A 24,761-nucleotide genomic window follows, 5' to 3' on the forward strand; every position below is an offset into this window, starting at 1 on the left:
TAAAAGAAAGCGAGCTTCCTATCTTCGCGGCATTGGTCTCTCGTAGCTCTGGCAGCTCACGCCCTGTCCTTTCGTGAAGCGGGCCATTACGCGCCCGCGGGCGTACCCGCATCCTGATCGGGAGGGAGCGCGATGGGGGTAACGGCACAGATGGTGCGCAGTGCCTTTTTCAATCCTTCCTCGACGGTCGGATGATAGAAGGGCATGGCCAGAAGCTGCGTCGCAGTTAAGCCGCCCTGCACCGCCCAGGCCAGCATGTGCGCCAGATGCTCGCCCGCAGGCGCGATCAGATCGGCTCCGATCAGCCTGCCGTCGGGCGCTGAGGCGTAGAGAGTCAGCACCCCGCAATTGAGCCCGTCAACGCGCGCGCGGCCCTGATCGGAAAAATCCGCCGATCCGGTGACGGCGCCCTCCTCCTCCGCCTTGCCGATCGTGGCCAGCACCGGTTCGGTGAAAGTGATGGCAAAGGGCGTGTTGCGCGCCGCCGGGATCGGCGCGGGATAGGCAGCGGCGTTGCGGCCGGCGATGGCGCCCTCGTGCGAAGCTTCGTGCAGAAGCGGCAGATCCGCCGCCGCATCTCCTGCCAGGAAGACAGCGCTTTCCCCGCAGCGCATCGTCGTGCGCTCATGCCGGGGAACGCCGTGATCGTCGAGGTCGAGCCCGGCCTTGTCGAGATCGAGCCCGCCCAGCTGCGGCTTTCGCCCGACGGCGACGAGCACCTTGTCAAATTCCGCCTCGCCCATGCTCGCGCCGCTCCAGTTCAGGCGCACGCCACGCTCTGCAGTATTGGGCGTGACTTCAACGCCGAGATGCAGGGCGAGATCATCTTCCAGAACCTCGCGCAGCCGGCCATGGACTTTGTTGCAGCGCACTTTGGCCATGCGCTCGCCCTTGTCGAACAGCGCGACTTCGACGCCAAGGTGGGCGAACGCCTGCGCCAGTTCGAGGCCGATGGCGCCCGAGCCGACCACCGCAAGGCGCTTCGGAAGGTCCGCCAGTTCGAACACGGTGTCGCTGGTGAGCGCTGCCTCCCCCAGCGCCGCGAAAGGCGCGGGCAGGATCGGCGCAGAGCCGGTAGCGATGACGATCGCCCGCGCTTCCACGCGCCGCCCGTCGTCGAGAATGAGGCGGCCGGGCCCCTCGAAACGGGCGTGTGCGTGGATCGCCACGTCCTTTGGCAGCCGGGTGATCGACTCGCGTACCAGGCGGGCGAACCGGTCACGCTCCGCGCGCACGCGCTGCAGGACGGAAGGACCATCGATCCTGACGCCATCGACCTCTATCCCGAACAGGCTCGCTCGCCCGATACGCGCGGCTTCACGGGCTGCGGCGATCAGCAGCTTGGAGGGCATGCAGCCCACCCGCGCGCACGTGGTCCCGTTGAAATCGGGATCGATCAACAGGGTTGAGGCCCCGTTCTTGCGCGCGGCGCGCTCGGCAGCGAGACCGGCGGTGCCGGCGCCGATTACCGCGACATCGGTCTGCAAGACAATCGTGCGGGCTTGATTCTCGCTCATGGGCTGGGTGCTTCCGGTAGATTGGGGAGAATGCGCCGGCATCAGCCGTGGCGCGCGCGGTGATGGTCGAGTGTCCTGTCGGCAGTGGATAGCGCATGCGTCACTTCCTCGTGCCAGGCACCGGGACGCAGGCGCCGCACGGCCAAATGGGCGGCGCAGACGATCGGCGTTTTCGCCCAGTTATGTGCCAGAGCCCGCGCCCAAGCTGCAAAATCGTCGGCGGCGCCGGGGCGGTGCTGCAGTGCCTTTCCCAGCATCGGATGAAAGCGCAGCCGCGACTGGGGGAGAACGCGGCCGAGCAAGCCAGGCGCCGCCAGCACCATCAGCGTGTCGTCGACATGGACGATGCCGCTTTCCCGGTGCCGGACGAGGACGGAGGCGGCATGGACGGCGTCATCCGCGGTCACCAGATCGAGCCCGGCAGGGACTGAAAAGTCGAGATCCTGAAACCTGGCCTGCGTTGTCTGGTCCTCTATCGCGTCGTCTTCCCAAGGCAGTTCGGGCGCCCGTTCGCGGTGCCGCCGTGTGCCGAACAACCGCGCATGCGGCGCCAGTTCATGGGCGGCGGCGCAGTGCAGCGTGTGGAAGGGGTGGACATTGATAATTGTGTCGATTGCATCGCCGTTTCCGGTAAGGCTGAGCAGCGCATTGCGGTCGTCACCGGACACGCCGTAGCTGTCGATAAGGGTGAAACGCCCGCTAGGGCTTCGCACCAGAGACATCTGGGTGCCAAGATTGACGATTTTTGCGACCTTGAACGAGCCGCGGAAATTCCAGAAATTCTCGGCAAGCTTTTGCATGGTCGGCTTGGCTCCTTCGCTAAAGGTGAGAACGATCGACCGTGGATGCGAATGCAAACCGCTGAGGTGGTCATCGTTCCTGCCGAAAATGGAGCGATGGAACGGAAGCAGGCGCGCCGCGCGGCGAACAGCGATTGATCCGGGCTCGAACGTCCGTCATGGATGGCGCCGTTGTCAGCACAGACCTTTCGTGCGGACGACTGCCGATTGGATTTCAACAATGCAAAGGCAAAGCTTTCCGAAATCCTCTTCAAGCAACAGTAGTTTTTATGGCCGACGGGCTCACGTTCCTGGATTCCCACAGCTATTAGCCAAAGCCCCCTCACATGGGGAGCTTTGTGTCAATCGTCGGTCTAGCTACGGCATTTGCTGTCTCTCGATATCAGATCCATGGTCTGAGCCTGTTGCAACAAGCGTCCCATCAACCGGTCCGCTCTAACCTCACATCCGGTCGCCGCTCATGCACGGCTACACCACAATCCCGCTTGCGTCGGGTTTGGCTCAGGAAAACGGGACCAACCTTTTTATCGGCAATCGAAGCCAAGGGGGATCGACGGTCCGTCTACCTGGATCCGGCGGGTGTCGCCCCGCAGGAAATCTTCTATGAGTACCCAGTCAGGCTGCTTTGAGGATTGCGCCCTTTGGCACGACGCCAGCGGAATTGAATTGCCACAGCGCGATCAGCAACTTGCGCGCGAGAGCCACTATCATCACGCGGCGGACGCGGCCGCCGTTGGTTCGCACCCGCTCCTCATACCAGAGTGTCAGTTCTGATGTTGGTTGATGTCGCAGCCACAGCCATGCGACTTGGATCATCGTGACGCGCAGCCGTTTATTGCCCGCTTTGGACACCCCTTGCTCTCGGTCCATCGCACCACTTTGCCACGGCGATGGCGCCAGTCCCGCATAGCTGGCGACCTGTCGTCGATTACTGAAGCTGCGGAACAACCCCTCGGCATGAAGCACGCCAGCGAATTCCGGGCCGATACCGCGCAATTGAAGCAGACGAGCGCTGGCCGACGCTGACGCTGGAGCCTCTTCGATCGCCGTGTCTAGTTCCAGCATCGCATCGCGTTCCCGCTCAACGTCTTTGATCTGCCCCAGAACCAACTCCAACCGGTCTAGCTCGCGCTCGATCTCATTCTTGAGATGGCGTGGCAACGGTCGTCCGTCGCCGGTAGTGAGCTCTTCCAACCGAGCCCGCCGGTTGGTGCGCAGCGGCTCGTAGTCGCCCACTCCTTGCGCGAACAGCAGGCCTTTCACTCGGTTAACGTGCCGGATGCGCTCGATCACCAGCGAGCGTCGCTCCCGGCAGATGCGACGGCGGTCTTCGTCTTCGACGCTTGGTACTGCGACCATCGCGCAGACCCTCGGCTCTCCACGTTTATAGGCGAGCAACGTACGGACCAGGGCCTCACCGTCGAGCTTATCCGAAGCGATCGTAGAGCAGTCGCAGGTAAAATGTCCCTGCAAGAATGTTGTCGCGCGGGTTGTCCGGATCGCTGCCGAGCGAAAGGCGGGCCCGCATTTCCGCCCAGGTGCCCGGCATGAGCTGCATGAGGCCGATGGCGCCTTTGGGACTGCGGATCGGTGCGCCGCCGATCTGCGTACGGCCCCGGCTCTCGGCCCAGATCACCTTCCGGATCCATGCCGACGGCACGCCGAAGCGAGCCGACGCCTCTTCGATATGGGGCTGCCAGCGCTCCAGATCCTGGGCACAGACAGGGCTTGCCGCGATGATCGTCGCGGCGACGATCATCGCTTTCAGCGCTCCCATAACAGATAGGCCTGACCGATGATGTCCGAGCTGCGGCTTATCCCGAAATACCGCCCGTCAAAGGAATCCGGGCTGGCCGTCATGAGGAGGAAATATTCACCGCGCGCGAGCACGCGGCACCCTTGCCACCAAGGCATGGGCCGCCCTTTCCCATCGCGCGCCTTGCGTACGACCAGTGGAGCGCCGTCGAGAAAAATCTCGTTTCCCAGTGCACAAACCTCGCGTCCCGGATAGCCGACGACGCGCTTCACCAATGGTACGTTCGAGGGAATATAACGGCGCGAGGCGGCAAGGTCGCGCCAGGGGCGGGGCATGCGGACAATCACCATATCGCCCGGAAGCGGGTCGCTTCCCGGCGATACCAGGTAAAGGCCCATCGGCGCGCTGGGACTGGCATTCCAGAGAAGGCGCGGTGCAGGCGGGAAGGCCAAGGTTGCACCCAGCAGGCTGCCCGCGAAAGCGATGCCAAGCACCAAGGCTCGCCGCCTTCGATAACGGCTCCATCGGGTCTTCCAGGCCTCGACAACTGGCAGGATCGGTACGTCGCCGCCGGCGACGTCGGGCCCGTTCATCGGCGGAAGGCCCGGTCGGAGTTCGCCTCACTCCAGGCGTTGAGATCGTCGATGTGGTACTGGATGAAACGGCAGTGGCGCCGGAAGATCGGCCCACCCCCATTGCGCCGATATCGCAGAAGCAGGCGGATCGAGATGCCGAGATAAGCGGCTGCCTGCGGCGTGTTGAGGAAAGGCGAACCGCGCTTCGCAGCCCGCGCCCGATCGATCTCGTCGGAGTTTTCCATGGTGTCCCTTCCGTGCGCCGGGCGACACGTTGTCGCCCTGGGGGACACTCAAATGAGGGACAATCCATGCTTCAGGCAGGGTCGAATTCGGCTATAGGTAAATTCGACTCCCCCCGGCCCGACGGCTTCGCCATGAGCCATCAATATGACGATGGCGCCTTTCTGGGTCGCTGGCGTTTCGATCATGACAAACTGAGCTGACAGATCGTATTCCAGGGTTCGAAAAATGGCGAGGAAGCGATTGTCAGCTACACGCTCATTCGCGAGAAATGCCGCGCAAATTGACCGCCGAGACTTTGCCGTTCCTTGCGATCAATATCTGATAGAAAACCTGCTGATCGGCCGTCAGCGTCCACATTCCGGATGCGATCACAGCCGAGATATGGACGAAACAGTCGGGCCCGCCATCGACCGGCGCGATGAAGCCATAGCCTTTTCCGGTGTCGAAATTCAGAACTTTCCCCCGCGGCATCTGCCCAGCCTTTCAACCTGCAGCAAAGGTGAGCCGCAGTCCCCAAGGAGGACAAGTCTGTTAGTTGACGATTGTTGCAAGCCGGAATTCACAAGGGCCATTTTTCTGCAGACCCAGCACGATATTCAACCTTCAGATGCTGGAAATCCGCTTCTCGGCGATGTCTTGAACCGCCGTTTGGAGCGCCTGAACCCGCTCAAAAGCCCAGTCCAGTTCGGCGTCGCTGATCGAATAGTAGGGGGAGTAGCGGCCCTTGATGTAAGCGAGGTGCAGGAGCTGGAAGCAGCGCCTGGAAAACTTGTCCTCGCGCGGCCAGATCGGAATCAATTCGCGCGCGACGTTCTCGGCCCGGGCGCGCAGGAACGTGAGGTGATGCGTCCCCGGGCAGTGGAGTGTCTTGACGGCAAGTACGGCCTGATACGATTGCTCGGCGGCCTGATGAAGCTGGAACGCGGCATGGTTGTTCGCTCCTCGCGACAGTGCGAAATCCGCCATATCGAGGAAGATTTTGGCGCTGTCGAACCACTGGTGGAAAAGCTGCTGGCTTTGCTGGCGAAGTTCGTCGCGGCTGAGCCTCCTGGGTATCCCGAACCGCGTCGCGCTGCATTGGTAAAGGGCTATCCCCTTGCGCAGGAGGTCCACGAAAAACGGCCGTCCGTGATTGAGCTGCGCGGTGAAATCATCGAGCGAATGGACCACCAGATTTGGCAGTGCCGATATGCGTTTGGCTACCGCGTATTCGCGGGTGAGCGCGTCCTTCGCCTTGCTCCAATGGTCAACTTCGTCGGCGAGCCGCTCATGGTTGACGACGACCAGGATATCGTAATCCCATGGGTGGCCCTCGCTGTGAGAGGCGGTCCAATCGGCACGGGCGTAGGCGCCGTAAAGAATGACGCTCAGGATCCGCCCCCGCCTCTTCCACGGCTGTGTTCCCCGAGCAATCACGTCCTCGAACTCGGAGAAAATGATCTGCACAACCCGCTCGAGGTCACGTCGATGCTGATCTGACAAATGGTCGAGATCGGTCCTCATAATCCCCCCGGCTTTGGAAAAGTCCGCAGCAAAGACGCCGATCATCGAGAAACACCCCCAGCAGGTGTTCGTTTTTTAATCCAGCGACTTGCCCAGATGCCTTTCGCAGATCGCTTTGACTTCGGTTTCGAGCAGTTCGATGCGCTCGACCAGCCACTCGAGTTCCACGTCGCGGATGACGTAATGCGGCGAGTACCGCCCCTTGACGTAGGCCTGATAGAGCAGTTCCCAGCAGCGATTGGCGAACTTGGTATCGCGCGGCCAGATCGGGATCAGGTCGCGGGCGATGTCCTCTGCTCGCCCGCGTAGATACTTCAGGTTATGCGACTTGGGGCTGTAGAGTTTCAGGACCAGCAGCACTGTGTGGTAGAAGTTCTCTGTGGCTTGGTGGAGCTGGAATGCGGCTACGTTGCTCATTCCGCCGGCGATGCCGAGTTTTCCAAGTACCAGGAACTGCTGCGCGGTGCTGTACCACTGCTTGAAATGGTTCTCGGCCTCGATGTGTGCCACAGCGGTATCGAGTGGCTTGGGCAATTCGAACTGCTGGGCCTCAAGCTCGTACAGCACGATGCCTTCACGCACGACATCGACGAAGAACGGTCGGCTACGCGAAAGCTGGAAGTTCGCATCCGCCATCGAATGGACGGTCAGGCCGACCGGCGCCGAGATCAAATTCATGATGTCGTATGCCCGGTTGAGGTGATCCTTCGCCTTTCCCCAGTATTCGGCCTCATCCGCGAGGCGTTCGTCGTTCACCACGACAAGGATGTCGTAATCGGAATAGTACCGGCCGACGGGATCCGCGACCCAGTCGCCGCGCGCATAGGAGCCGTAGAGGATCACTTTCATGATCCGTCCCTGCTTCTTCCAGCCCTGCGTGGCGAGCCCCAGGACATCCTCGAATTCAGCGAAGACAATCTCCACCACGCGCTTCAGGTCGCGGCGCTTTTCTTCTGGAAGGTGATCGAGATCCGACTTCATAATCGGCTGATTCTAGACGAGTTCCGGGTAAGGACAACACTCGTTTTGCGCATCCGCCAGGAAATCCCCGCGCCGTTTCCGGCGCGGGGAAGGTGCCAGTCCGAGCGGTCAGTCGGCCGGATTCCAGATGATGGCGTAGCTGTCTTCATCATCCTGCCCGGCAGCACGCCCGAGATTGGCGTAGAGCCGGCGCGGCCCGAATTCCGGGGCTGCAAGACTCAGCGACACGTAGTCGTTGCCGGACGCCTCGCTGCGGCGCAGCCAGCCGGCACCGACTTCGACGCCGGAGGACGTTACCCGGTAATCGGGCTGTGCATCGGAGGTCTTGCGGGAGTTGGGAGCGATCTCGATTTCGGCGCGGATCGAGAGGGTGCTAAGCTGGCCCTTGAAGCTGTGGCCATCGCGGGTGACATATCCGATTGCGGGCATTTCATGATCTCCTTGGTATTGCTCGCTCCGGACCATTTCCGGGCGATGGGCAGACCAAGGGGACAGTTGCAGCGCCTCCGCGAACCGAAGGCCGGCAGCTTTAGTGCCGGACCGGAGCGACGAGCTTATTTGAACGCGCAAGCGGGCGCGAGGAGACCGCCTCCGGCGGGCGGGGAAATAAGCGGGGCGCGATGGTTTTGCGGGGGCGCGACTGTTCCAGGTCGCTGCCCTTGCCAGCCGGAATGGGCCGAGGTCGATGCCCGGGTGATCCCCAATGCAGCGCAGGATCGCCGCCAGCAGCCCAAGCTTTCAGAAGGCCGCCAAAGCCCAGCGAATCTTACAAAAAATGAACGCTCTTTCAAGGAAACCGGTGTCGCATGAAGTCGTTCGGAGAAATCGGAGTACTCAAAAGCAAAACGCGGCAGACCGGCTTTCGCGCGAAACGTTCCAACGCAAACCGGCTCATCACTCATGCACTCCGAAAGTATCGAAACCCGCAGGCACCAATACGCTGCAAATACCTGGGGGCAGGTTGGAGGAAGCGGATGAAGATCTACACGCTGAGCTTTAGCGATGATGGACATGGCGTCGCCCGGCGCCTCGAATTCAAGGCCGAAGATCTGATGGGAGCGCTCATCATCGCGCACCGCGAGGCGGCGCGCCGCAGCGCCGAACTCTGGGAAGGGGCAATGAAGCTCTGCACCATCCGCAAGCCGGCCGAAGTAGCCGCAAGTTTCAATCAATATGCGTTCTGATCGCGGCAAATGCCGAATGGCGGGTTCGTAAAGGGACCGCCTCGGGGGGCGGTGAGACGGTCCCCCCACAAAGTGGCTCGCGGCCCTGAATGGGGGGCACCGGGCCGCGCCCGAGCGCCTAGCGGCTCTGCCCAGTACGGCAACAAGGTGGCGACAGGGCGTTCCCGAAACGAGGCATAATGCACACAGCCGCGACGGTCGTTTCGGCGGTCGTTTCGGCGGTCGTTTCGGCGGTCGTTTCGGCCCGAAACGTCATCACCGGATGAAGCTTCGGCAATCGTCACTGCTGCCGCGTGATGCCTCGGTTGTTCGTCACCGCTGCCGCGTGACGAGGCGCGTCTCGCCGCACAGACTGCAGACATCCTTGCTGCGCTCAAAGCCGCCGGCTCCGAGAAGTTCGCGCGCAGCCTGTTCGGTATGCTCGCATGGCGAAAGCCCGAGCGTCTGCGCGATGCAGTCGTCGCAGACCGGCTCTGGCGAAAGCCGGGACACGAGTTTCTCGATGGCTTGAAGTGCAGTCATGGCCGTTTTTTTCCCTCACCCAAGGCCGTGCCACCAGGCTGGACTTGCGGCAATGTACTTTTGGTATCAGCGGGGAGCCCGCGCCTTTCAGGGCGCGGGCTCCCCGCAAAAATTTCGCGTCCGGTCAAGCGGATGAATGGGAGGCGGGGTGCCCGCCTCCCATCATTTATTCAGGCTGCTTGCCGATCGCCTTCCGGCCCCGCATCCTCTTCACGCTCCTCGGGCCCAGCGCCATGGGTCACACGCGAATCGTAATCTTGCGCCGAACCCTCACCGACCTCATCCACCACCTGTTCGGACTCGGTTTGCAGGGTAGCGCGCCGAAGGCGTGCCCTCGCAGCGCCAGCGATCGTGGCCGCAAGGACGAGACCCGAAGGGGCTCGGTGCCGTGTGCACGGAAAAACCGGGCGTTCAGCCCGTCCGCGCGCGGCATAGAGCGCGTTCGCGCCTCAGGCGCGGGGGAGCACTACCCATTCTGCCCGCTAATCCGGCCGTCCAAGAGGCTGAAACCCATCCGTCCCGCCGATCGCCGCACATCGGCACGGCTTGTGTGACAAGCCTGTTGATCCCGGCGCCTCAGACGGATGCATCGCACGCCAGCGCATCCCGTTGACCATTGGCCGTTACCCGCTGACCGCTGACCAACTCCGGAACAATTCAAAAAAGTTCCCGAGACACCCTAAAATACTTAGTTATCGATGAATATAGCACGGCGAAATGATCACTTTTGTTCACAGGAGCCAAATCGTTTCTCGTGCAATTAGTATACACCACGCAAGAGCGTTGGATGTGTACTTTGGAGAGAACCATGAGCATCGAAGGCAAGGCCAAGGAAGCTGCCGGCTACATCAAGGAAGAGATGAACGAGCACGGCAAGTCGCCCGAGGCGCAAAAGAAGGCCCAAGAAGGTCGCGATCTTCGCAACGAAGGCCGGGTCGAGGACGGCAAGGCGCCGAAGACCTCAAAGCCGGGCACCGACAAGAGCGAATAAGCCACGACGGGCCGGCGTGCGCCCGTCGCGCCGGCCCGGTCATTCCTGGAGAGTTTCGCCGCATGTTTACGCAGCTCAACCCCACTGTTCCCCTGCACGTTCTTGGCAAAGGCGACGGCTATGCGATCGGGATCATCGACTACGGCCAGGAACATAACCTGATCTGGGTCACCGCGCTCGACAGTTCGGGTGAGATCTGGTGCGCGCCCAATGCGACTGTACGGCTGGGAAAGAACTGGACGATGGGTCGGCAGGAAAATCCGCTCATTACCCAGCACAAGATCGCCGAACGAACAGCGGAGCCGCGCTCGGCCTGCTGACAACTCGTTGATCGGAAGTGACAGGGAGAGTTCGTTCAGCATCCAACACTGCGCTTGACCGCGGTCAGAATCCACCAAATATCCTGCCGGACAGGGGTCTGCGCAATCAGGCAGACCCCATGTATCTGCCGCCATTGACGCTGATGGTCTGGCCGGTGATGTAACCAGCGTCGGGCGAAGCGAGGTAGGCACAAGCGGCAGCGATGTCCTCGCCAACCCCCAGACGGCCGACCGGGATGGTCTTTCCAAATGCTTCCATATCGAGCGTTGTCGCGCGGCGCAGCATGGGCGTGTCGATGGACCCTGGAGGGACCATATTGAATGTGACGCCGCTCTTGCCGAATTCGAGGGCCAACGCCTTGGTCAGTCCGAGCAAGCCGCCTTTACTGGCGACATAATGCGCCTGGCTAGGCGAACCGCTCTGAGTCGAGGAGGATGTGATGTTGATGACCCGGCCCCACCCGGCATCCAGCATCGCGGGCAGCATCTCGCGGATGCACAAGTGCGGTCCGGTCAGATTGATGCGGAGCATCTCCTCCCACATGGCCACGTCCTGGTCGAAATACCGGACATGTGGGCCGATACCGGCATTGTTGACTAGAATGTCGATCGGGCCGAGCGCGGCTCGGGTCTCATCCGCTGCCGCCTTGATCGCGGCCTCATCGGCGCAATCGACGGCGAGGGCGATGGCGACATCGCCAGCATCGGTGATGCCCTTGGCGGTTTCGGCTGCGGCATCGCCATTGATATCCCATACCGCCACTTTGGCGCCGTCGCGAGCGAAGCGCTCAGCGATCGACCGCCCCATGCCCGAGCCAGCGCCGGTGACGACGGCGACTTTTCCGTTAAGCGGTGCGGGGATCATTTTCATCTGTTCTCTCCTCGGGGTGAGTGCATTTTTTCGCCGGATGCAAAAGCTGCCGGTGCTTGTCCGCGAAGGCGACAATGTATGCACCTGCGCCTTCAGGCCACCGGCCCCGCTTTTTCAGCGCCAGCGCGATGGGATGATTGGGAAATCGATCGAGCCTGCGGCTCTCAGCGCCTGCGCAATCCGGTGTTTCCCTCCAGCAGGTCGAAGCGCATTGTGTTGAATACCATCGCAGCCATAACGTATTGTCCGACAAGGCCTGGTAATTCCATGAGTTGCGGTTCGCTCCAGCGACTGGCCAGCACCTCCCACGTGGCGTCGGCAATGGCGTAGTCACCCATCAGCTCCTCCACCGCGCGCACGATTGCCCGATCGAAGTCATCCCAGCCCTCAGCATTCGACCCTTGGGTGACGCGCTCGACTTCCACGTCCGAAAGTCCGGCCTGTTTGCCATATACGAGGTGCTGCCCCCATTCGTAGGGCGTTCGCGACAGCCACGCGACCCGCAGCACCGCCAGTTCTCGTTCGCGCGCAGGGATGCAGCCGCCCCGGCCAAGTTCGTTGCCCAATTGCAACTGAGCCCGGTATAGCCCGGGATGCTTGAACATGATGCCGAAGATGGATGGAATGTCCGACGTGTCGATGGCTTCGACTTTGGAGAAAGTCTCCGCGATCAGCTGCCGTGCCTCATCGGTAAACTCGTGCGGGTCCAACGGGGCGATGCGGGGATTTCCCGAAACTTGCGCATCGCGTGCATCGATGTCGAAATGCGTCGGACCGGATTGAATGCGGTAGTCGTTCATTGTGGCCTTTCCTGAAACCGAGAAACCCCGCTCAAATGCTACTGGCAAGCGCTTCCGCCCGGAATGGCGACAAGCGTATCGAACCGGCCGTGGGTCCATCCAGAATTGCTGGAACAAAGATATGACGCAAACCACACATCGCTACTGAGGAAGCAGGCCGCGGACCGCCCGACCATTGCGGGTCGTGCGGTCCGACATACCATCAGAACTTCTTGGTCACGCCAAGCTGGACGATGCGGCCGATGCTGAAAGCACTTCCCTGTGTGGTATCGTAGCCCTGCCCGGCAGCCGAGCGGAACTCGGGCGGCGCCGCGTCAAACAGGTTCTGGACGTTCAGCGTGAAGGACAAGTCGCTTGCCCAGACAGACTTGGATTTCACGTCGTACTTGAAGAACAAGTTGATTGCGTCGAAGGCGGATACCCGGGTCTGACCGAATTCGACCGTACCTCGCTTGTAACCCGAGGTGTGGTTCCAGGTGATCTGCGCCCGAAGGCCGCCGACCCGCGTGCCCAAGGTGCCCTGGATGCGGAATACCGGGGTATTGAACGCCAAATCGTCGGCGACCGGCAGCGAAGGAAGCGCCTGCGACTTCTGCGAAAGCCGGTAGTTGCCCGCAACGCTCGCGTCGAACGAGGCGAAGCTGGTGTCGAGCACATAGTTTGCCGAAAAATCGATCCCGTCGAGCTTTGCGGTCCCGAGGTTTCTTGCCCGCGTGTCGAGCGCGACAAGAACCGGGGAACTCGTGCCGCCCGAAGTGATAATCGCCTGACTGGTCGACGTAGGGTTCGCAACGGTGAAGTTGAAATTGGCCGGATCGAACTGGGTAAGGTAGTTTGCAAGCTCCTGGCCGCTGGGACGAACTGCGTAGAGCTGCGGGAAGTTGGCATAGTAATCGCTGAGATCCGCGCCGGTCACCGGACGGCCAATCGTGCCGGTAAGGTCGATGTTGTAATAGCTCGCATTCAGCGTGAGCCCGGGCACGAACGGCGGATCGATCTGTGCGCCGATCGACCAGTTTGTCGCCTTCTGCGGCTGGATGCCCGGAGCCGTACCCGAGACGAACAGGCCGATTTCACCGGGACCTGCGGTGACCCCGGGCGGTGTGCGCAGGAATGCCGCAGGCACTGTCGCCACCGAGGACGCCAGAACGCCAAGCTGATCAACCGGCGAAGGCGCGGTGAAGGATTTGCCCCAGTTTCCTCGGATCGCGATCCACTCGACCGGGCGCAAGGTTGCCGCGAACTTCGGATTGAAGGTGTCGCCGAAGTCGTTGTACTTGTCGTACCGCGCCGATGCCGAGAGTGTCAGCTCGTTGAGGAACGGCATGGCATTGTCGTCGCTGACGATCGGAATGGACAGCTCCCCGAAGACCGAGTCTACCTTCTGGGTATAGTTCGTCGGATCCTGCAGGGCATAAGTCGAGGCATTCGACGTACGCCGTGTGAAGTTGTCCTGCATGTGCTCATAGCCCGCGGCGGCACGCAGCATGCCGCCGGGAAGCGCGAACACCGGCCCGTTGACGATGGCCCGGTAGTCGAACAATTCGTTCCGGCCGGTACCCGTGGCGTAGCGGAGCAATCCGGAGGCGACGCCCGGAGCGGTCGAGCCCACGTCGTAAGGGTTGAGTGTGCCGGCCGCGAGAGCTGCCGATTGGGCCGCTGCGCTGATCTGGGCGTTGCTGAACGAAGTCGTCGACAGGCCGTAGCTGAACAGGCCGCTGAATTCCCAATCTGAGCCGAGTTCGACCGAGAGCGAAGGCGCCACACGCCATGTCTCGAGATCGGTTTCCTGCGTCGCCGAACGGGTTCCGTAAAGCGGGCTGTAGTCGTATTTGACGACCTGAGGCAGACCCGCGTTGGCATCGCCCGTCGGGCGATAGAACGGCGAAGCGCTGGTAAGGGTCGCCTGACCCGCTGCGCCCGTGCCAAGGGCGCCCGTCCCCAACGTACCGCCAATCTGATCGATCGAGCGATTGGCGTACAAAGCCGTCATGTCGAAGCGGACATTGCTGGAAAGGTGCTGGTTGAGCCGGGCGAAGACAGTGTGCAGTGTCGTCGTCGGATAGATGGCGACGGGATCCGAGAAATCGCAGACATTGGGGCCTCCCGCCACAATACCGGATCCGGATGGGATGTAGGACCTTCCGCCGACAGTCACGTTGGGCTCGGCGCAGTTGCGACCAGTCGGAATATTGGTGTTCCAGTCGACCTGCTTCACCCAGTCCCGATCGGAGCCGAACACGCTGTCGTGATGGGAATAGCCGTATGCGACGTAGAGGCCACCTGACCCCCAGTCCTTGCCGGCAATCGCACTTGCATCGACCGACTGATAGTCCTCGCCGATGCCGTATCGGGCGTCGACCTGCACACCGTTGAAACGATCGCGGGTGACGAAATTGATCACGCCTCCAAGCGCGTCCGAGCCATAAACTGCCGAGCCGCCGTCCGTCATCGCCTCGACCCGTTGGATCACGCCCGGGGCGATAATGTCGGGATCGACGGCGACCTGCTGAATGCCGGCACCGACGACGCGCTGACCGTCAAAGAGGACAAGCGTCTGCGCACCGCCACTCGTATTTGCACCCGGCAGATTGCGCAGGTTAGGGCGGTTGATGGGGTTGCTGGTGTTGGCCCCGGGCTGCTGCGAGACGCCCGCTGGGAGTCCATTGAAGAAGTTGCCGACTTGCGGAATTGTGCTGAGGACCTGGCTGGTCGAGGCAGCGCCCGTCGCTTGGATTCGATCAGTGTCGACGTCGATAACATTGTTACCGGCTGGAGCAATGCCGCGGATGAGCGTGCCGATCACAACGATCGGCTCGCTTGTTACCTGCTCGGCAGCCGATTGGTCCGGCGCGGGCTGCGGGGCATCGGTCTGCGCCAGCGTAGCAGTCGGCATGACAGCAATTGATGCCACCCCAAGCGCAAATCGACGGGCCGAATACTTGTACATTCTTGCCACTTATTTTTCCTCCCAGTTAGATCCGACTCGCCGACCTTTGCGGCCGATCGAGGCAACAAGACGCCTTGATTTGGACTCGTTCTTTCGTCCTCGATTCCTCGGGACGAGTTCAGGATTTGGCTGATTTCCCCTGCTCACGGCCCATCGCGCCGTGCATCGCAGCACGGCCGGTCATAATGGACAGCCAGAGCTCAGCGCCAGGCCGAGCTCATGATTGTCGTGTGCATAGGGGATTGCAGTCGCACCCTGCTCTCCCTCCCTTGATCCGAGAGCCGGACGACTTCGTCCGACGCACAGTTTATGTTCTCATTGGGTGGAGCATGCGCCAACTCATCCGCATTTGGCTTGACCTTTCCGGACAGGCTCATCGCGCGGACACAATGCGCTTTTGAATTCCGTGGGTGATTTTCCGAACCAACGCCTACAACTTCGAGAGAAAATCGACTGTTCCGCAAACCCCAGTTTTTCGGAAATCTCGCGAAATTCGAGATCTGTTCGCTCAAGATAATAGCGCGTGAGCTCGCGGCGAACCTCGTCCTTAAGTTCCTGAAAACTTACGCCTTCCTGCCGAAGCCTTCGCCGCAGCGTTCGAGGGTTGAGGTTCAGTGCCTGAGCCACACTGTCGCTCGAGCTGTCCCCCATAGCCAACGAACGAAGCACCAGTCCCCGCACTTCCGCGTCGACGGGAAGCCCGCGCTTCGGAAAGTTCTCTTCCAGATGGCGGATCATGTCCCGGTAGACGTAGGCGTCCTGATTGATGACGTGGTGGCTCAGGTCCTCGGAAGAGAAAGTGATGCCGTCGGCCGGTTCTCCGAACAGGACATCGCATCCGAAATTGCGCCTATACAGAGCAGGTGAAGATACCGGCTCATGGCGAAAATGCACTCGCCGCGCTCTTGAAAATCCGCCGGTCATTTCCAATGCTTCAAGGTGACCGATAAGCAAGATCTGCTCGATAAGCTGCGCCCGATTGGCCGTATCGCTGAGCAGCAATTCATGGCCTGCAAACGTCGTCGAATGTTCGGTGTCGCTGGAAAGCCAGACCCGAGCGGCCCGGCTGTGCGCGCGGCAATGTTCGCTGGCCGACCTGAGGGCGTCGCCGAAAGTTTTCGAATTGCGCATAACATTGCCGAGAGTGCCAAAACCGGCGCCCCCACATTGTCGCAACGCAAGCCGCATGCCTAAATCTTGGCATTCGACTCGCCGGGAGGCGATATCGAGCAGACGAATCGCCTGCGTATAGGTCAGACCCCCCGAGCATTCCGAGAAGCTATGGGTGGATATACCCGCCTCGTACAACAATGCTGGCAGATCACCGCCCAGTTCCGTGACGAGGACCGTAAAGTGACGCAGCAGCGGCGCATTCAATCTCTCGAAGTCCGATCCGTCAATGTCTTCTGTTATCATCGATGTTTCTCGCCCACGCAGGCCTCGCTTACTTGGAGAAATATTTGCGAAATTCCGAGAAACTGAGGCTGCAAACTTCGTCCTTTTCAGTCAACGGCGTCGCATCGACAAACCTGGGGTCGGGTGTGCAAGCCAATTACAGACCCGCGGCTTCGGCCGCCCGATGTGATGTAACGAGCCCGCTGTCAGGCGACGTGCAAAACTGGCCCCCTCTCCTCACTGAAACTGCCCCCCTGCGATAGAAGAAAGGGAAAGATGATGAAGTGTGATGCGACAGACTCCGCGGTTGCATTGTGGTGGGAAGCAATGCTTGAGCCGGACGAGATTACAGCGATGCTGAGGCTGAGTAAGCTTGGTTGGGGGAACAAGCGCCTGGCGCGCGAGTTGTGCTGGTCCCGCACGACCGTGAGCAGTATTTGAGCGCGAGGCGATGACAGCCCTGCCAACGCCGAGCGACGATTGGGAAGCTGGTCGGCCATGAAGAACGGCCACAAGAGCGTTTCTTCCGCCATCGCCGTAATGCCGACGTTGTTCGTCAGGGTCTGCTGCGAGAAGTTGGGTTTCGCAGTCAGCCGGCGCACGGTCGAGCGCGTTGCGGCAGGATGTCTTCAGCAGCTTGCTGCCGAAGCCAGGGGCACGACGCGTTTTGAGACACCGCCAGGTCATCAGCTTCCGATTGATTTCAGCGAGAAGCGCGTGCGTTGAAGCATAGACGGTGCGCGTCTACGTGTTCGTTGCGACGCTGGGTTGTTCCAACCGTTGGCACTGCAGATAATGGCGTAAATGGCAAACAACCTTCGCCGGGCCTTCCTGCTTGAATTGCGCGTGAGCGGACGTCTGAAGTCACAAACCGTGGAGCCCACAGGCAGTCTCGAGATTGACTCCCGAGACCGCCTGCAACGCAGCAACCGTGTCAGCCCGGCTTCTTCGGCAATCGAATTTCAGCCGTCCCGGTAGCCATGGTTACCCCCTTCTGGTTCGCCATATGATGTTTGACGTGAACCAGATGACGCCCCTCGGCGTCGATGGTCTTGTCGACCACTTCCGCCGTCTGAATCGTAACATCGCCCGAAAGCGCAGGACCGCGGAAGTTAGCCGCGGAATGGACCACCATTCCGTATTCTCCTGCCCAGCCCGAAAGATAGTCCACGACCCAGGCGCCCATCGCGCCCCCGTAACCATAGGCGCGCGGCATCCCGATCTTGCGCGCGAACTTCGGGAAAAGGTGGCCGCGCGATGGGCCGTAATAGGCGCCGTCGGTGATCTCCGGATTTTCAAGCAGCATGTCAGGGTCATTCTCGCATCCCGCCATTTCTGGCGTGAAGCCAAGCGCAATCATGTCGATCTTGCGAACCTGCACAGCGCCCCAGGTGTTGATGATCCAGGCACGCCATTCGGTAGAGAAGCTTGCGATGCTGTGTGGACCGAACACACGCTCGGGCAACTGATCGCCTATGCTGATGTCATCCCACCAGCGCTCCTTGTGCCCCAGATCGCGAAGCATTCGGATCCAGCCGAGCTTGCGAATTTCCAGCAGGGCGATCTCTTCGTCGGTCCATTCGGGCTCGTCGAATTCGTCCCTGTTGACGTTCGCGCCGCCAGCAGCGGCATTGTAACGGATTGCCGTGGACCTCTGCTTCGCAAGCAGCTGGCCGTGCTGGTTCGTGTAGAAATTATCGCCGCGCTGAAAACATGTCGGCCCGGCCAGTTTGGTTTCCTTGACCACATAGTCGAAGGGAATGCGTTCGTTATGAACCCAGTCGCCCGCAGCGATGCGTCGATCCTCGAACCACCATTCTTCACCGCCGAACAGCAAGTGAGAATTGGGGATGCCGCCGACGCATGCCGGTGAGGTCCCCATGCCGTCGTCGATGGCGCATGCGAAACTCTGCGGACCGACGATCCTGCCCCAACGGCTGCCTTCCGCGAAGGTCGGATCGTAGTGGAGCAGGTTGGGATAGTGCATCGCATGCGCCCAGCGGCGAATATCATTGTTCGCAATGGGTTCGCGAATGCGCGACGAGGTAATGGGCTTGCCGAGATACTGATCGATGTCCGAGCAGTCGAGGATGGGATCGCTCATGTGCGGGCCTCTTGTTCAATAAGTGGAAAATGACCGGCTACGGCTACGCGGCGCGGAAAACCGTCGCTGTCGGCCGAAGCGGTTGGATACGGGCTCGGGTCAATTCGCGACCCGTTCGCTTTCGATCTCTTCGGTGCCCTTGATGGTCGTGCGATGCATGATGCGGCCCGATGCCGCATTGTACGGGTGCGAACGGTGCAGCAGGCCGGGATTGTTGAACATCACCATATCGCCCTTCTTCCAGCGGTGCAGATAAGTGAACTGCTCCTGTGTCGACCAGGCGAGAAGGTCGTCGAGGAAGGCTCGGCCTTGCGCATGGTCCATTCCGCCGATGTCATAGGCTGTCCCGCCAATGAGCATCGAGGTGCGGCCGTCCTTCTGATGCCAGACGAGCGGATGCTCGGTGGCCGGGAACAGCGCATTCCAGCGGGCGAAGTCGTCCTCACTGGGCGTATCGTAAAGCTGGACGCCGATTGCCTCCATGCAGTGGATGACCCGCAGATCCTCGATCTGCTCCTTGCGGGATTGCGGCAGCGCCTCATACGCGGCGAACAGGCTGGCGAACTCGGTGTGGCCGCCCTCACTGGCCGGACGCTCGCATTTGAGGAGAGTGCTTTTGCCCGGCACGTTGTACATCGTGCCGTCCATGTGCCACAGGTCGTTCCCGGCGATGTAATCGAGCTGGTTCTTGTCCTTGGCGCGGGCATCGAGTTCGATGCGGTAGATGCCCTTTTTGCTCGTTTCCGAATTGTCCTGCGTTGCCGCCAGATCGTGCTTCTCGCCGAAATAATCCGAAAGACCGACAAACTGGTCATCGGTCATGTGAACCTCGGGGAACACGAGGACATTGTACGTGTTCAGCGCGGCCATGATCTTCTCAGGTATACCCTCATTGAGGATGTCCTGCGCGGCGACATGCACGTAGGCGCCAATGCGCTCGGTGATGGGTTCGAGTTCAAACCGGGTCATATAAATCTCGCGGGAGTCCTGCTGAAATGACGGCATGGAGCCGCCGAGTTTGCAAGCCTTCAAACATCCATGAAGTTCATTCCGCGATACTGCCCGTTCGTGCTCGAGCCCTCCAGATCACTGTCGAGGCTGCCGCCGCACTATCTCCCGGACGATCTTCCCGCAGTGTCGCGATCGGTCAATTTCGCCAATCGGAGCGTCTTTGGACGAGGAATAGGGCACCATTCCGGATAGGGTGGATGGCTCCCGCTCACGGCATCTGAGTGCCAAGATGGGTTGCTGTCATGCGAACCCGAGCAGAGGAGCCATCCGCCATGGAAATTACCACGATCGGCCTCGATCTGGCCAAGAATGTTTTCCAGGTTCACGGTGTTGATGCGGCAGGCACTGTCGTTGTGCGCAAGGCGCTGAAACGAGCACAGGTTCTGCCGTTCTTCGCGAAGCTTTCGCCGTGTCTCGTCGGCATCGAGGCCTGCGGGACTTCCCATCATTGGGCGCGTGAACTGACCGGTCTGGGACACGAGGTCCGACTTATGCCGCCCGTTTATGTGAAACCTTACGTGAAGCGGGGAAAAAATGACGCAGCTGATGCCGAAGCGATCTGCGAGGCGGTAACGCGCCCGACGATGCGGTTCGTGCCGGTTAAACCGACAGGTCGGTCTGGCGGTCCGTAAGTGTTTTCCTCGGGCCACGATCAGAGACTATGAGCTGTTTTCGTGCGTATGCTGTTGCATACTGCATGCGACGCCGCTTGCAGCTGCCTTCTCGTCGCCTCTGACATATCCTTTCTGACGCTGGGCGTTGAATTGCAGCGACGCGAACTGCTTTCTGCCAAGTTCGACGACGTGTTTTCCCAACTCAGTCTTCTGTCCGGTGCGTTGAAGCGCTGGGAGGATGAGAGCCCGCAGGAGGTAGTGGGCAAACTGATACCGGCGAAGAACGATCCGTTGCCCTTCCCGAAGCAAATCTTGTGATTGACTCATATTCTCCAGTAAATAAGTTGAGAATGTGGCTGCCGCCTCCGATCCGTGAGATGTTCTCACTGCGGGACGGCCAGCAATCGCCGGGACGACAGCGTCAGGCACTTCTCCCTTCCCATCCGATTTTCGCGGGGCCCCAGGGCACGCGGAACGGACCGCTTTACGGCACCTAGACAAAAGGAGTGATCCCATGTCCCTCAAGCTCTTCGATACAGTTCCCGATTTCTCGCAGGATTCGACCGAAGGCCGCATTGATTTTCATGACTGGGCGGGTGCGGACTGGGTGGTGTTGTTCTCGCATCCCAAGGATTTTACGCCGGTCTGCACCACTGAACTGGGCACCGTCGCCCGTCTAAAACCCGAGTTTGACCGCCGCGGCGTCAAGGTTCTGGGTCTTTCGGTCGATCCGGTGGAGAGCCATCACGACTGGGCGCAAGACATTGCGCAGACGCAGGGCACCGCGCTCAACTTTCCGCTGATCGCCGATCATGATCGCAAGGTTTCCACCCTGCTCGACCTGATCCATCCGGGCGCCTCCGAGACGACCACGGTGCGCACCGTGCTGGTGATCGATCCGGCGAAGAAGCTGCGCCTGACGCTGACCTATCCCGCGTCCACCGGCCGCAATTTCGAGGAAATCCTGCGCACGATCGACAGCCTGCAACTGACCGACCGCCACAAGGTGGCGACGCCCGCCGACTGGCGGCCGGGCGAGGACGTGATCATCGTCCCCTCTCTGGACGATGCCGCCGCGGCGGCGCTGTTCCCGGAGGGCTGGACGACCGTGAAGCCGTACCTGCGGCTCGTCCCCCAACCGGAAACCGAAACGGTACCCGAGGCCTGATCTCTCAGCTGCGAAAGGGTTGGTACGATGATCGATCTCTATTACTGGACTACGCCGAACGGTCACAAGATCACGATATTTCTGGAAGAGACCGGGCTGCCCTATCGCATTACCCCGGTGAATATCGCCAAGGGTGAGCAGTTCCTGCCCTATTTCCTGGCAATCGCGCCGAACAACCGCATCCCCGCGATCGTCGATGACGATCCTATCGATGGCGGCCCGCCGCTGGCCGTTTTCGAATCCGGCGCGATCCTGCAATACCTTGCGGAAAAGATCGGGAAATTCCTCTCCACCGACCCGCGCGAGCGTAGTGAGGCGGTGCAGTGGACGTTCTGGCAGATGGGCGGTCTTGGCCCGATGGCGGGGCAGAACAACCACTTCCGCTATGCCGCGCCGGAGCAGATTCCCTACGCGATCGAGCGCTACACGCGCGAGACGAACCGCCTGTTCGGCGTGCTCGACAAGCGGCTGGCGGATCGCCCGTTCCTGGCCGGCGAAGTCTATTCGATCGCGGACATGGCTAGCTATCCGTGGATCGTGCCGTGGCAACGCCTTGGCCAATCGCTGGACGATTTTCCGAACTTGCAGCGCTGGTTCGAAGTGATCACGCTCCGCCCCGCAACGCAGCGTGCCTACGATCTGGTGGCCGAGGTAAATCCCGATTCCGGAACCCCGCTCAGCGAAGAAGCGCGGCGGATTCTGTTCGGCCAGACGACAGCCAGCGTGACGCCCGCCGACGCAGCATCTCCATAGGAATCCCACCCAAAGTCGCCATGCTGAGGGCAGTGCGACGATAACAATCTCTCACAGGGAGCATGAACTTGAGACGTACCGTCAGCATTCTGACGGCGAGCACTGCGCTCGTCGCCATCCAGGCCCCGGCCTGGGCACACCCCCCCGATGAAGCGCCAGCCAACCAAAGCGCGCAAACGCAGCAATCCGAAATCGTCGTCACCGGCACACGTACACAAGGCCGCTCGCGCCTCGATTCCGCCTCGCCCATCGATGTCCTGAGCGGCAACAGCCTGCGCAGGCAGGGCACCACCGAACTGGGCGCAGCGCTGGCGGCAATCGCCCCGTCCATCGACTTTCCCCGCCCCTCGGCCGTGGACGGCACCGACGCCATTCGCCCGGCAACGCTGCGCGGCCTTTCGCCCGACGCGACGCTGGTTCTGATCAACGGAGTGCGCGGCCATACTGCGGCCCTGCTCAACACCAACGGCTCGGTCGGGCGCGGTTCAGCGGCGGTGGACCTCAACACTATCCCGACTGTGGCGCTGGAGACCATTGAAGTCCTGCGTGACGGTGCCTCAGCGCAGTACGGTTCGGACGCCATCGCAGGTGTCATCAACTTGCGCCTGCGGCAAGCGCGATCGGGCGGCGGCGCCAACGTGACTTACGGCATCTACGACACCGATATCGACACCGCGCGCGGCAGTCGCAGCGTGACCGGGGAACGCGCGATCACCGCGTCGGCGTGGCAGGGCATCGGCTTCGGCGAAGAAGGGTACCTGACGCTCTCCGGGGAATACGTGAACCGCGATCCCACCAATCGGGCCGACTTCGACCCGCGCGTTACGCCCAGCCGCGTCACCGGGCGCTTTGGTGATCCCGAGGTCGAACAGTACAGCCTCTGGGCCAATGCCGGCACCTCGGTCGGCGACACCTGGCAGCTTTACGGCTGGCTCGGCTATCAGCACCGCGAAAGCGAAAGCGCGGCCTTCCCCCGCCTTGCCAGTGCGGCCACGGCTGTTTCGGGGATCTATCCCGACGGCTTCCTGCCGCTCATCAACACCCGCTCGAAAGATCTCAACTCGGCGCTGGGGCTGAAGGGCGATCTGGGCGGCTGGAACGTCGACGTCAACGTCAGCTACGGGCGCAACCGGATCGATTTCCGGACGCTGGACTCAGCCAACTACAGCTATGGCAACTCATCCCAGACCGATTTCTACGACGGCGCGCTGATCTACGATCAACTCGTCGGCGGCGTGGACGTCTCGCGCAAGTTCGACGTGTTCCAGTCGCTCAACGTGGCGTTCGGTGCGGAAGCGCGGCGCGAAGGCTTCGAGATCAAGGCGGGCGAGCCGGCCTCCTACGACTATGCCGCCAATCCGGTCGCGGGCGCGGCGCCGGGCGCGCAAGGGTTCCTGGGCTTCTCTCCGCTCAACGAAGTGGACCGGCATCGCGGCAACCAGAGCATCTACCTCGACCTGGAAGCACAAGTGACCGACAAGCTGCTGGTCGGCCTTGCCGGGCGCGGTGAGCACTATTCGGACTTCGGATCGACGGGTACAGGCAAGCTGTCGCTTCGCTACGATTTCAGTCCGGCTTTCGCGATCCGTGGCACCGCCTCGACCGGGTTCCGCGCGCCCTCGCTTCAGCAGCAGTACTTCACCTCCGTCTCCTCGGTGGTTCAGAACGGCGTACCGATCCTGACGGGTACCTATCCGTCCACCAGCGACGTGGCCGTGGCGCTGGGCGGACAGAAGCTGCAACCGGAAAAGTCCACCAACCTTTCGGCAGGCTTCGTCGTGCGCAGCGGCGACTTCGACCTTACGGTCGACGGCTACCGCATCCATATCCGCGATCAACTGGGTCTGTCTGAAAACATCCAGGCCAGCTTCAGCCCGCAAGTCGCGGCATTGCTGGCGCCCTTCAACGTCTCGGCTGCGCGCTTCTTCATCAATCGGCTTGCCTCGACCGCGAAGGGCATCGATGCCGTGGCGCACTACCGCCTGCACGCGGGCGAGCACACCTTCGACCTCACATTGGCCGGCAACGTCAACGACGTGAAGGTGACCAAGGTGCCGACCTCCACATCGGTGCTCGAACCGGCGCCCACTCTCTTCGCCCGCAGCCGTATCCTCACCATCGAGGAAGGCACGCCGGGCGAGAAGGTGACGGGCACTGTCGACTGGTCGCACGGTGCACTGGGCGCCACACTGCGTGCGACCTATTACGGCGACGTGCTCCAGCCCGGTACCACCGCTTCGGCCGATTACCGGACAGGATCGCTTACGATCACCGACCTAGAACTGCGCTATCAACCCGCCAAGGGCGCGCAATTGGCGATCGGCGCGAGCAACCTGTTCGACGTCTATCCGCGCGAAGTCCCCGCTGCGCTCAACACTACCGGTGTTGTAGGCTTCCCGTACTATTCACCCTTCGGCTTCAACGGCCGCTATCTCTACGTGCGGGCCGGGCTGAACTGGTAGTCGTTCCGGTCGCGAGAGGCGCAGGCCTCCGCCTCTCGCGACAGAAAGGCAATGCGAAAGGCACTACTTGGCCGTGAAGAGACCGGCAGTTTCGGCTAAGCGACCCAGGATAGCTGACATTCTCGCCCGCGGCATGCGGTGGCCGACAGTCATTCAGGTTGAAATTTGTTCACACACCCAAAATCGCACGATCGAGTCTCACGTCGGCCGATTGCGCACAGATACATGAATCCTTTTA

The 24,761-nt window shown here is 61.3% G+C and carries 23 protein-coding genes and 3 pseudogenes; 9 read left to right on the forward strand and 17 right to left on the reverse strand.

Going from position 1 to position 24,761, the window contains the following annotated elements:
- Positions 1-86: 86 nt before the first annotated feature.
- From AC1VVM_RS21595 to AC1VVM_RS21640, 10 genes and pseudogenes are all read right to left on the reverse strand, one after another.
- Positions 87-1,517, reverse strand: a complete 1,431-nt coding sequence (locus tag AC1VVM_RS21595; RefSeq protein WP_482956423.1) for a dihydrolipoyl dehydrogenase — start codon at positions 1,515-1,517, stop codon at positions 87-89.
- Positions 1,518-1,558: 41 nt separating this feature from the next.
- A complete protein-coding gene (locus AC1VVM_RS21600; RefSeq protein ID WP_482956424.1) occupies positions 1,559-2,317 on the reverse strand; it encodes a hypothetical protein in 759 nt (252 codons plus the stop codon).
- Between the two features lie 615 nt (positions 2,318-2,932).
- Positions 2,933-3,751: pseudogene (locus AC1VVM_RS21605) on the reverse strand (IS110 family RNA-guided transposase); the annotation flags it as partial.
- Positions 3,747-4,076 (reverse strand): annotated as a pseudogene (locus AC1VVM_RS21610) (lytic transglycosylase domain-containing protein); the annotation flags it as partial. The pseudogenes AC1VVM_RS21605 and AC1VVM_RS21610, both read right to left, overlap by 5 nt.
- Before the next feature lie 5 nt (positions 4,077-4,081).
- Positions 4,082-4,666, reverse strand: a complete 585-nt coding sequence (locus AC1VVM_RS21615) for a S26 family signal peptidase (RefSeq protein ID WP_482956425.1) — start codon at positions 4,664-4,666, stop codon at positions 4,082-4,084.
- On the reverse strand, positions 4,663-4,893 hold the full coding sequence (locus tag AC1VVM_RS21620; protein ID WP_482905832.1) for a helix-turn-helix domain-containing protein: 231 nt from the start codon (positions 4,891-4,893) through the stop codon (positions 4,663-4,665). The genes AC1VVM_RS21615 and AC1VVM_RS21620 overlap by 4 nt, the downstream gene beginning before the upstream one ends.
- 256 nt (positions 4,894-5,149) lie before the next feature.
- Positions 5,150-5,365: a cold-shock protein gene (locus AC1VVM_RS21625; protein ID WP_482956426.1), complete on the reverse strand. Its 216-nt coding sequence runs from the start codon at positions 5,363-5,365 to the stop codon at positions 5,150-5,152.
- A gap of 132 nt (positions 5,366-5,497) precedes the next feature.
- Positions 5,498-6,442, reverse strand: coding sequence for a nucleotidyltransferase and HEPN domain-containing protein (locus AC1VVM_RS21630; RefSeq protein WP_482956427.1), 945 nt, complete (start codon positions 6,440-6,442; stop codon positions 5,498-5,500).
- A 30-nt stretch (positions 6,443-6,472) separates the two neighbouring features.
- Positions 6,473-7,378: a HEPN domain-containing protein gene (locus tag AC1VVM_RS21635; RefSeq protein WP_482905835.1), complete on the reverse strand. Its 906-nt coding sequence runs from the start codon at positions 7,376-7,378 to the stop codon at positions 6,473-6,475.
- Positions 7,379-7,486: 108 nt separating this feature from the next.
- Complete coding sequence (locus AC1VVM_RS21640) at positions 7,487-7,807, reverse strand: DUF736 domain-containing protein (RefSeq protein ID WP_482956428.1); 321 nt, start codon at positions 7,805-7,807, stop codon at positions 7,487-7,489.
- Between the two features lie 545 nt (positions 7,808-8,352).
- Between AC1VVM_RS21640 and AC1VVM_RS21645 the strand changes: the two genes are divergently transcribed.
- Entirely contained in the window at positions 8,353-8,562 is a 210-nt protein-coding gene (locus tag AC1VVM_RS21645) for a hypothetical protein (RefSeq protein WP_482905837.1), read from the forward strand.
- Between the two features lie 312 nt (positions 8,563-8,874).
- Here AC1VVM_RS21645 and AC1VVM_RS21650 read toward each other — a convergent pair whose 3' ends face one another.
- The gene (locus AC1VVM_RS21650) at positions 8,875-9,084 is read right to left on the reverse strand and encodes a hypothetical protein (RefSeq protein WP_482905838.1); all 210 of its coding nucleotides are present in this window, start codon (positions 9,082-9,084) and stop codon (positions 8,875-8,877) included.
- A gap of 808 nt (positions 9,085-9,892) precedes the next feature.
- On the opposite strand from AC1VVM_RS21650, the gene AC1VVM_RS21655 reads away from it, so the two are divergent.
- Both AC1VVM_RS21655 and AC1VVM_RS21660 read left to right on the forward strand, forming a co-directional pair.
- Positions 9,893-10,075 (forward strand): hypothetical protein, encoded by a 183-nt coding sequence (locus AC1VVM_RS21655; RefSeq protein WP_132392689.1) that lies wholly within the window; start codon positions 9,893-9,895, stop codon positions 10,073-10,075.
- A 62-nt stretch (positions 10,076-10,137) separates the two neighbouring features.
- On the forward strand, positions 10,138-10,395 hold the full coding sequence (locus AC1VVM_RS21660; protein WP_482905839.1) for a hypothetical protein: 258 nt from the start codon (positions 10,138-10,140) through the stop codon (positions 10,393-10,395).
- Positions 10,396-10,501: 106 nt separating this feature from the next.
- Here the strand turns inward: AC1VVM_RS21660 and AC1VVM_RS21665 are convergent, their stop codons facing one another.
- The 4 genes from AC1VVM_RS21665 to AC1VVM_RS21680 all read right to left on the reverse strand — a co-directional run bounded on the left by AC1VVM_RS21665 (position 10,502) and on the right by AC1VVM_RS21680 (position 16,432).
- Positions 10,502-11,266: an SDR family NAD(P)-dependent oxidoreductase gene (locus AC1VVM_RS21665; protein ID WP_482905840.1), complete on the reverse strand. Its 765-nt coding sequence runs from the start codon at positions 11,264-11,266 to the stop codon at positions 10,502-10,504.
- A gap of 164 nt (positions 11,267-11,430) precedes the next feature.
- Entirely contained in the window at positions 11,431-12,066 is a 636-nt protein-coding gene (locus tag AC1VVM_RS21670; protein ID WP_482905841.1) for a carboxymuconolactone decarboxylase family protein, read from the reverse strand.
- A 202-nt stretch (positions 12,067-12,268) separates the two neighbouring features.
- The gene (locus AC1VVM_RS21675; protein ID WP_482956429.1) at positions 12,269-14,962 is read right to left on the reverse strand and encodes a TonB-dependent receptor domain-containing protein; all 2,694 of its coding nucleotides are present in this window, start codon (positions 14,960-14,962) and stop codon (positions 12,269-12,271) included.
- 393 nt (positions 14,963-15,355) lie between these two features.
- Positions 15,356-16,432: an AraC family transcriptional regulator ligand-binding domain-containing protein gene (locus tag AC1VVM_RS21680; protein WP_482956430.1), complete on the reverse strand. Its 1,077-nt coding sequence runs from the start codon at positions 16,430-16,432 to the stop codon at positions 15,356-15,358.
- Positions 16,433-16,909: 477 nt separating this feature from the next.
- Between AC1VVM_RS21680 and AC1VVM_RS21685 the strand changes: the two genes are divergently transcribed.
- Positions 16,910-17,137 (forward strand): hypothetical protein, encoded by a 228-nt coding sequence (locus AC1VVM_RS21685; RefSeq protein ID WP_482956431.1) that lies wholly within the window; start codon positions 16,910-16,912, stop codon positions 17,135-17,137.
- A 208-nt stretch (positions 17,138-17,345) separates the two neighbouring features.
- On the opposite strand, the gene AC1VVM_RS21690 is transcribed toward AC1VVM_RS21685, so the two are convergent.
- The gene (locus AC1VVM_RS21690; RefSeq protein ID WP_482956432.1) at positions 17,346-18,515 is read right to left on the reverse strand and encodes an FAS1-like dehydratase domain-containing protein; all 1,170 of its coding nucleotides are present in this window, start codon (positions 18,513-18,515) and stop codon (positions 17,346-17,348) included.
- Positions 18,516-18,614: 99 nt separating this feature from the next.
- Positions 18,615-19,484, reverse strand: coding sequence for a TauD/TfdA dioxygenase family protein (locus tag AC1VVM_RS21695; RefSeq protein WP_482956433.1), 870 nt, complete (start codon positions 19,482-19,484; stop codon positions 18,615-18,617).
- Positions 19,485-19,798: 314 nt separating this feature from the next.
- Here AC1VVM_RS21695 and AC1VVM_RS21700 point away from each other — a divergent pair.
- The 5 genes and pseudogenes from AC1VVM_RS21700 to AC1VVM_RS21720 form a co-directional block, all read left to right on the forward strand.
- Positions 19,799-20,131, forward strand: a pseudogene (locus AC1VVM_RS21700) (IS110 family transposase); the annotation flags it as partial.
- 75 nt (positions 20,132-20,206) lie between these two features.
- Entirely contained in the window at positions 20,207-20,458 is a 252-nt protein-coding gene (locus AC1VVM_RS21705; protein WP_482957364.1) for an acyl-CoA dehydrogenase domain-containing protein, read from the forward strand.
- A 196-nt stretch (positions 20,459-20,654) separates the two neighbouring features.
- Positions 20,655-21,308 carry a peroxiredoxin gene (locus AC1VVM_RS21710; protein WP_482956434.1) on the forward strand — a complete coding sequence of 218 codons (654 nt, stop codon included), beginning with the start codon at positions 20,655-20,657 and terminating at the stop codon, positions 21,306-21,308.
- A 27-nt stretch (positions 21,309-21,335) separates the two neighbouring features.
- Positions 21,336-22,061, forward strand: a complete 726-nt coding sequence (locus AC1VVM_RS21715; RefSeq protein WP_482956435.1) for a glutathione binding-like protein — start codon at positions 21,336-21,338, stop codon at positions 22,059-22,061.
- Positions 22,062-22,123: 62 nt separating this feature from the next.
- Entirely contained in the window at positions 22,124-24,523 is a 2,400-nt protein-coding gene (locus tag AC1VVM_RS21720) for a TonB-dependent receptor plug domain-containing protein (protein WP_482956436.1), read from the forward strand.
- Positions 24,524-24,761 lie beyond the last annotated feature (238 nt).

The organism is Novosphingobium sp. BL-S-33 (assembly GCF_056857025.1).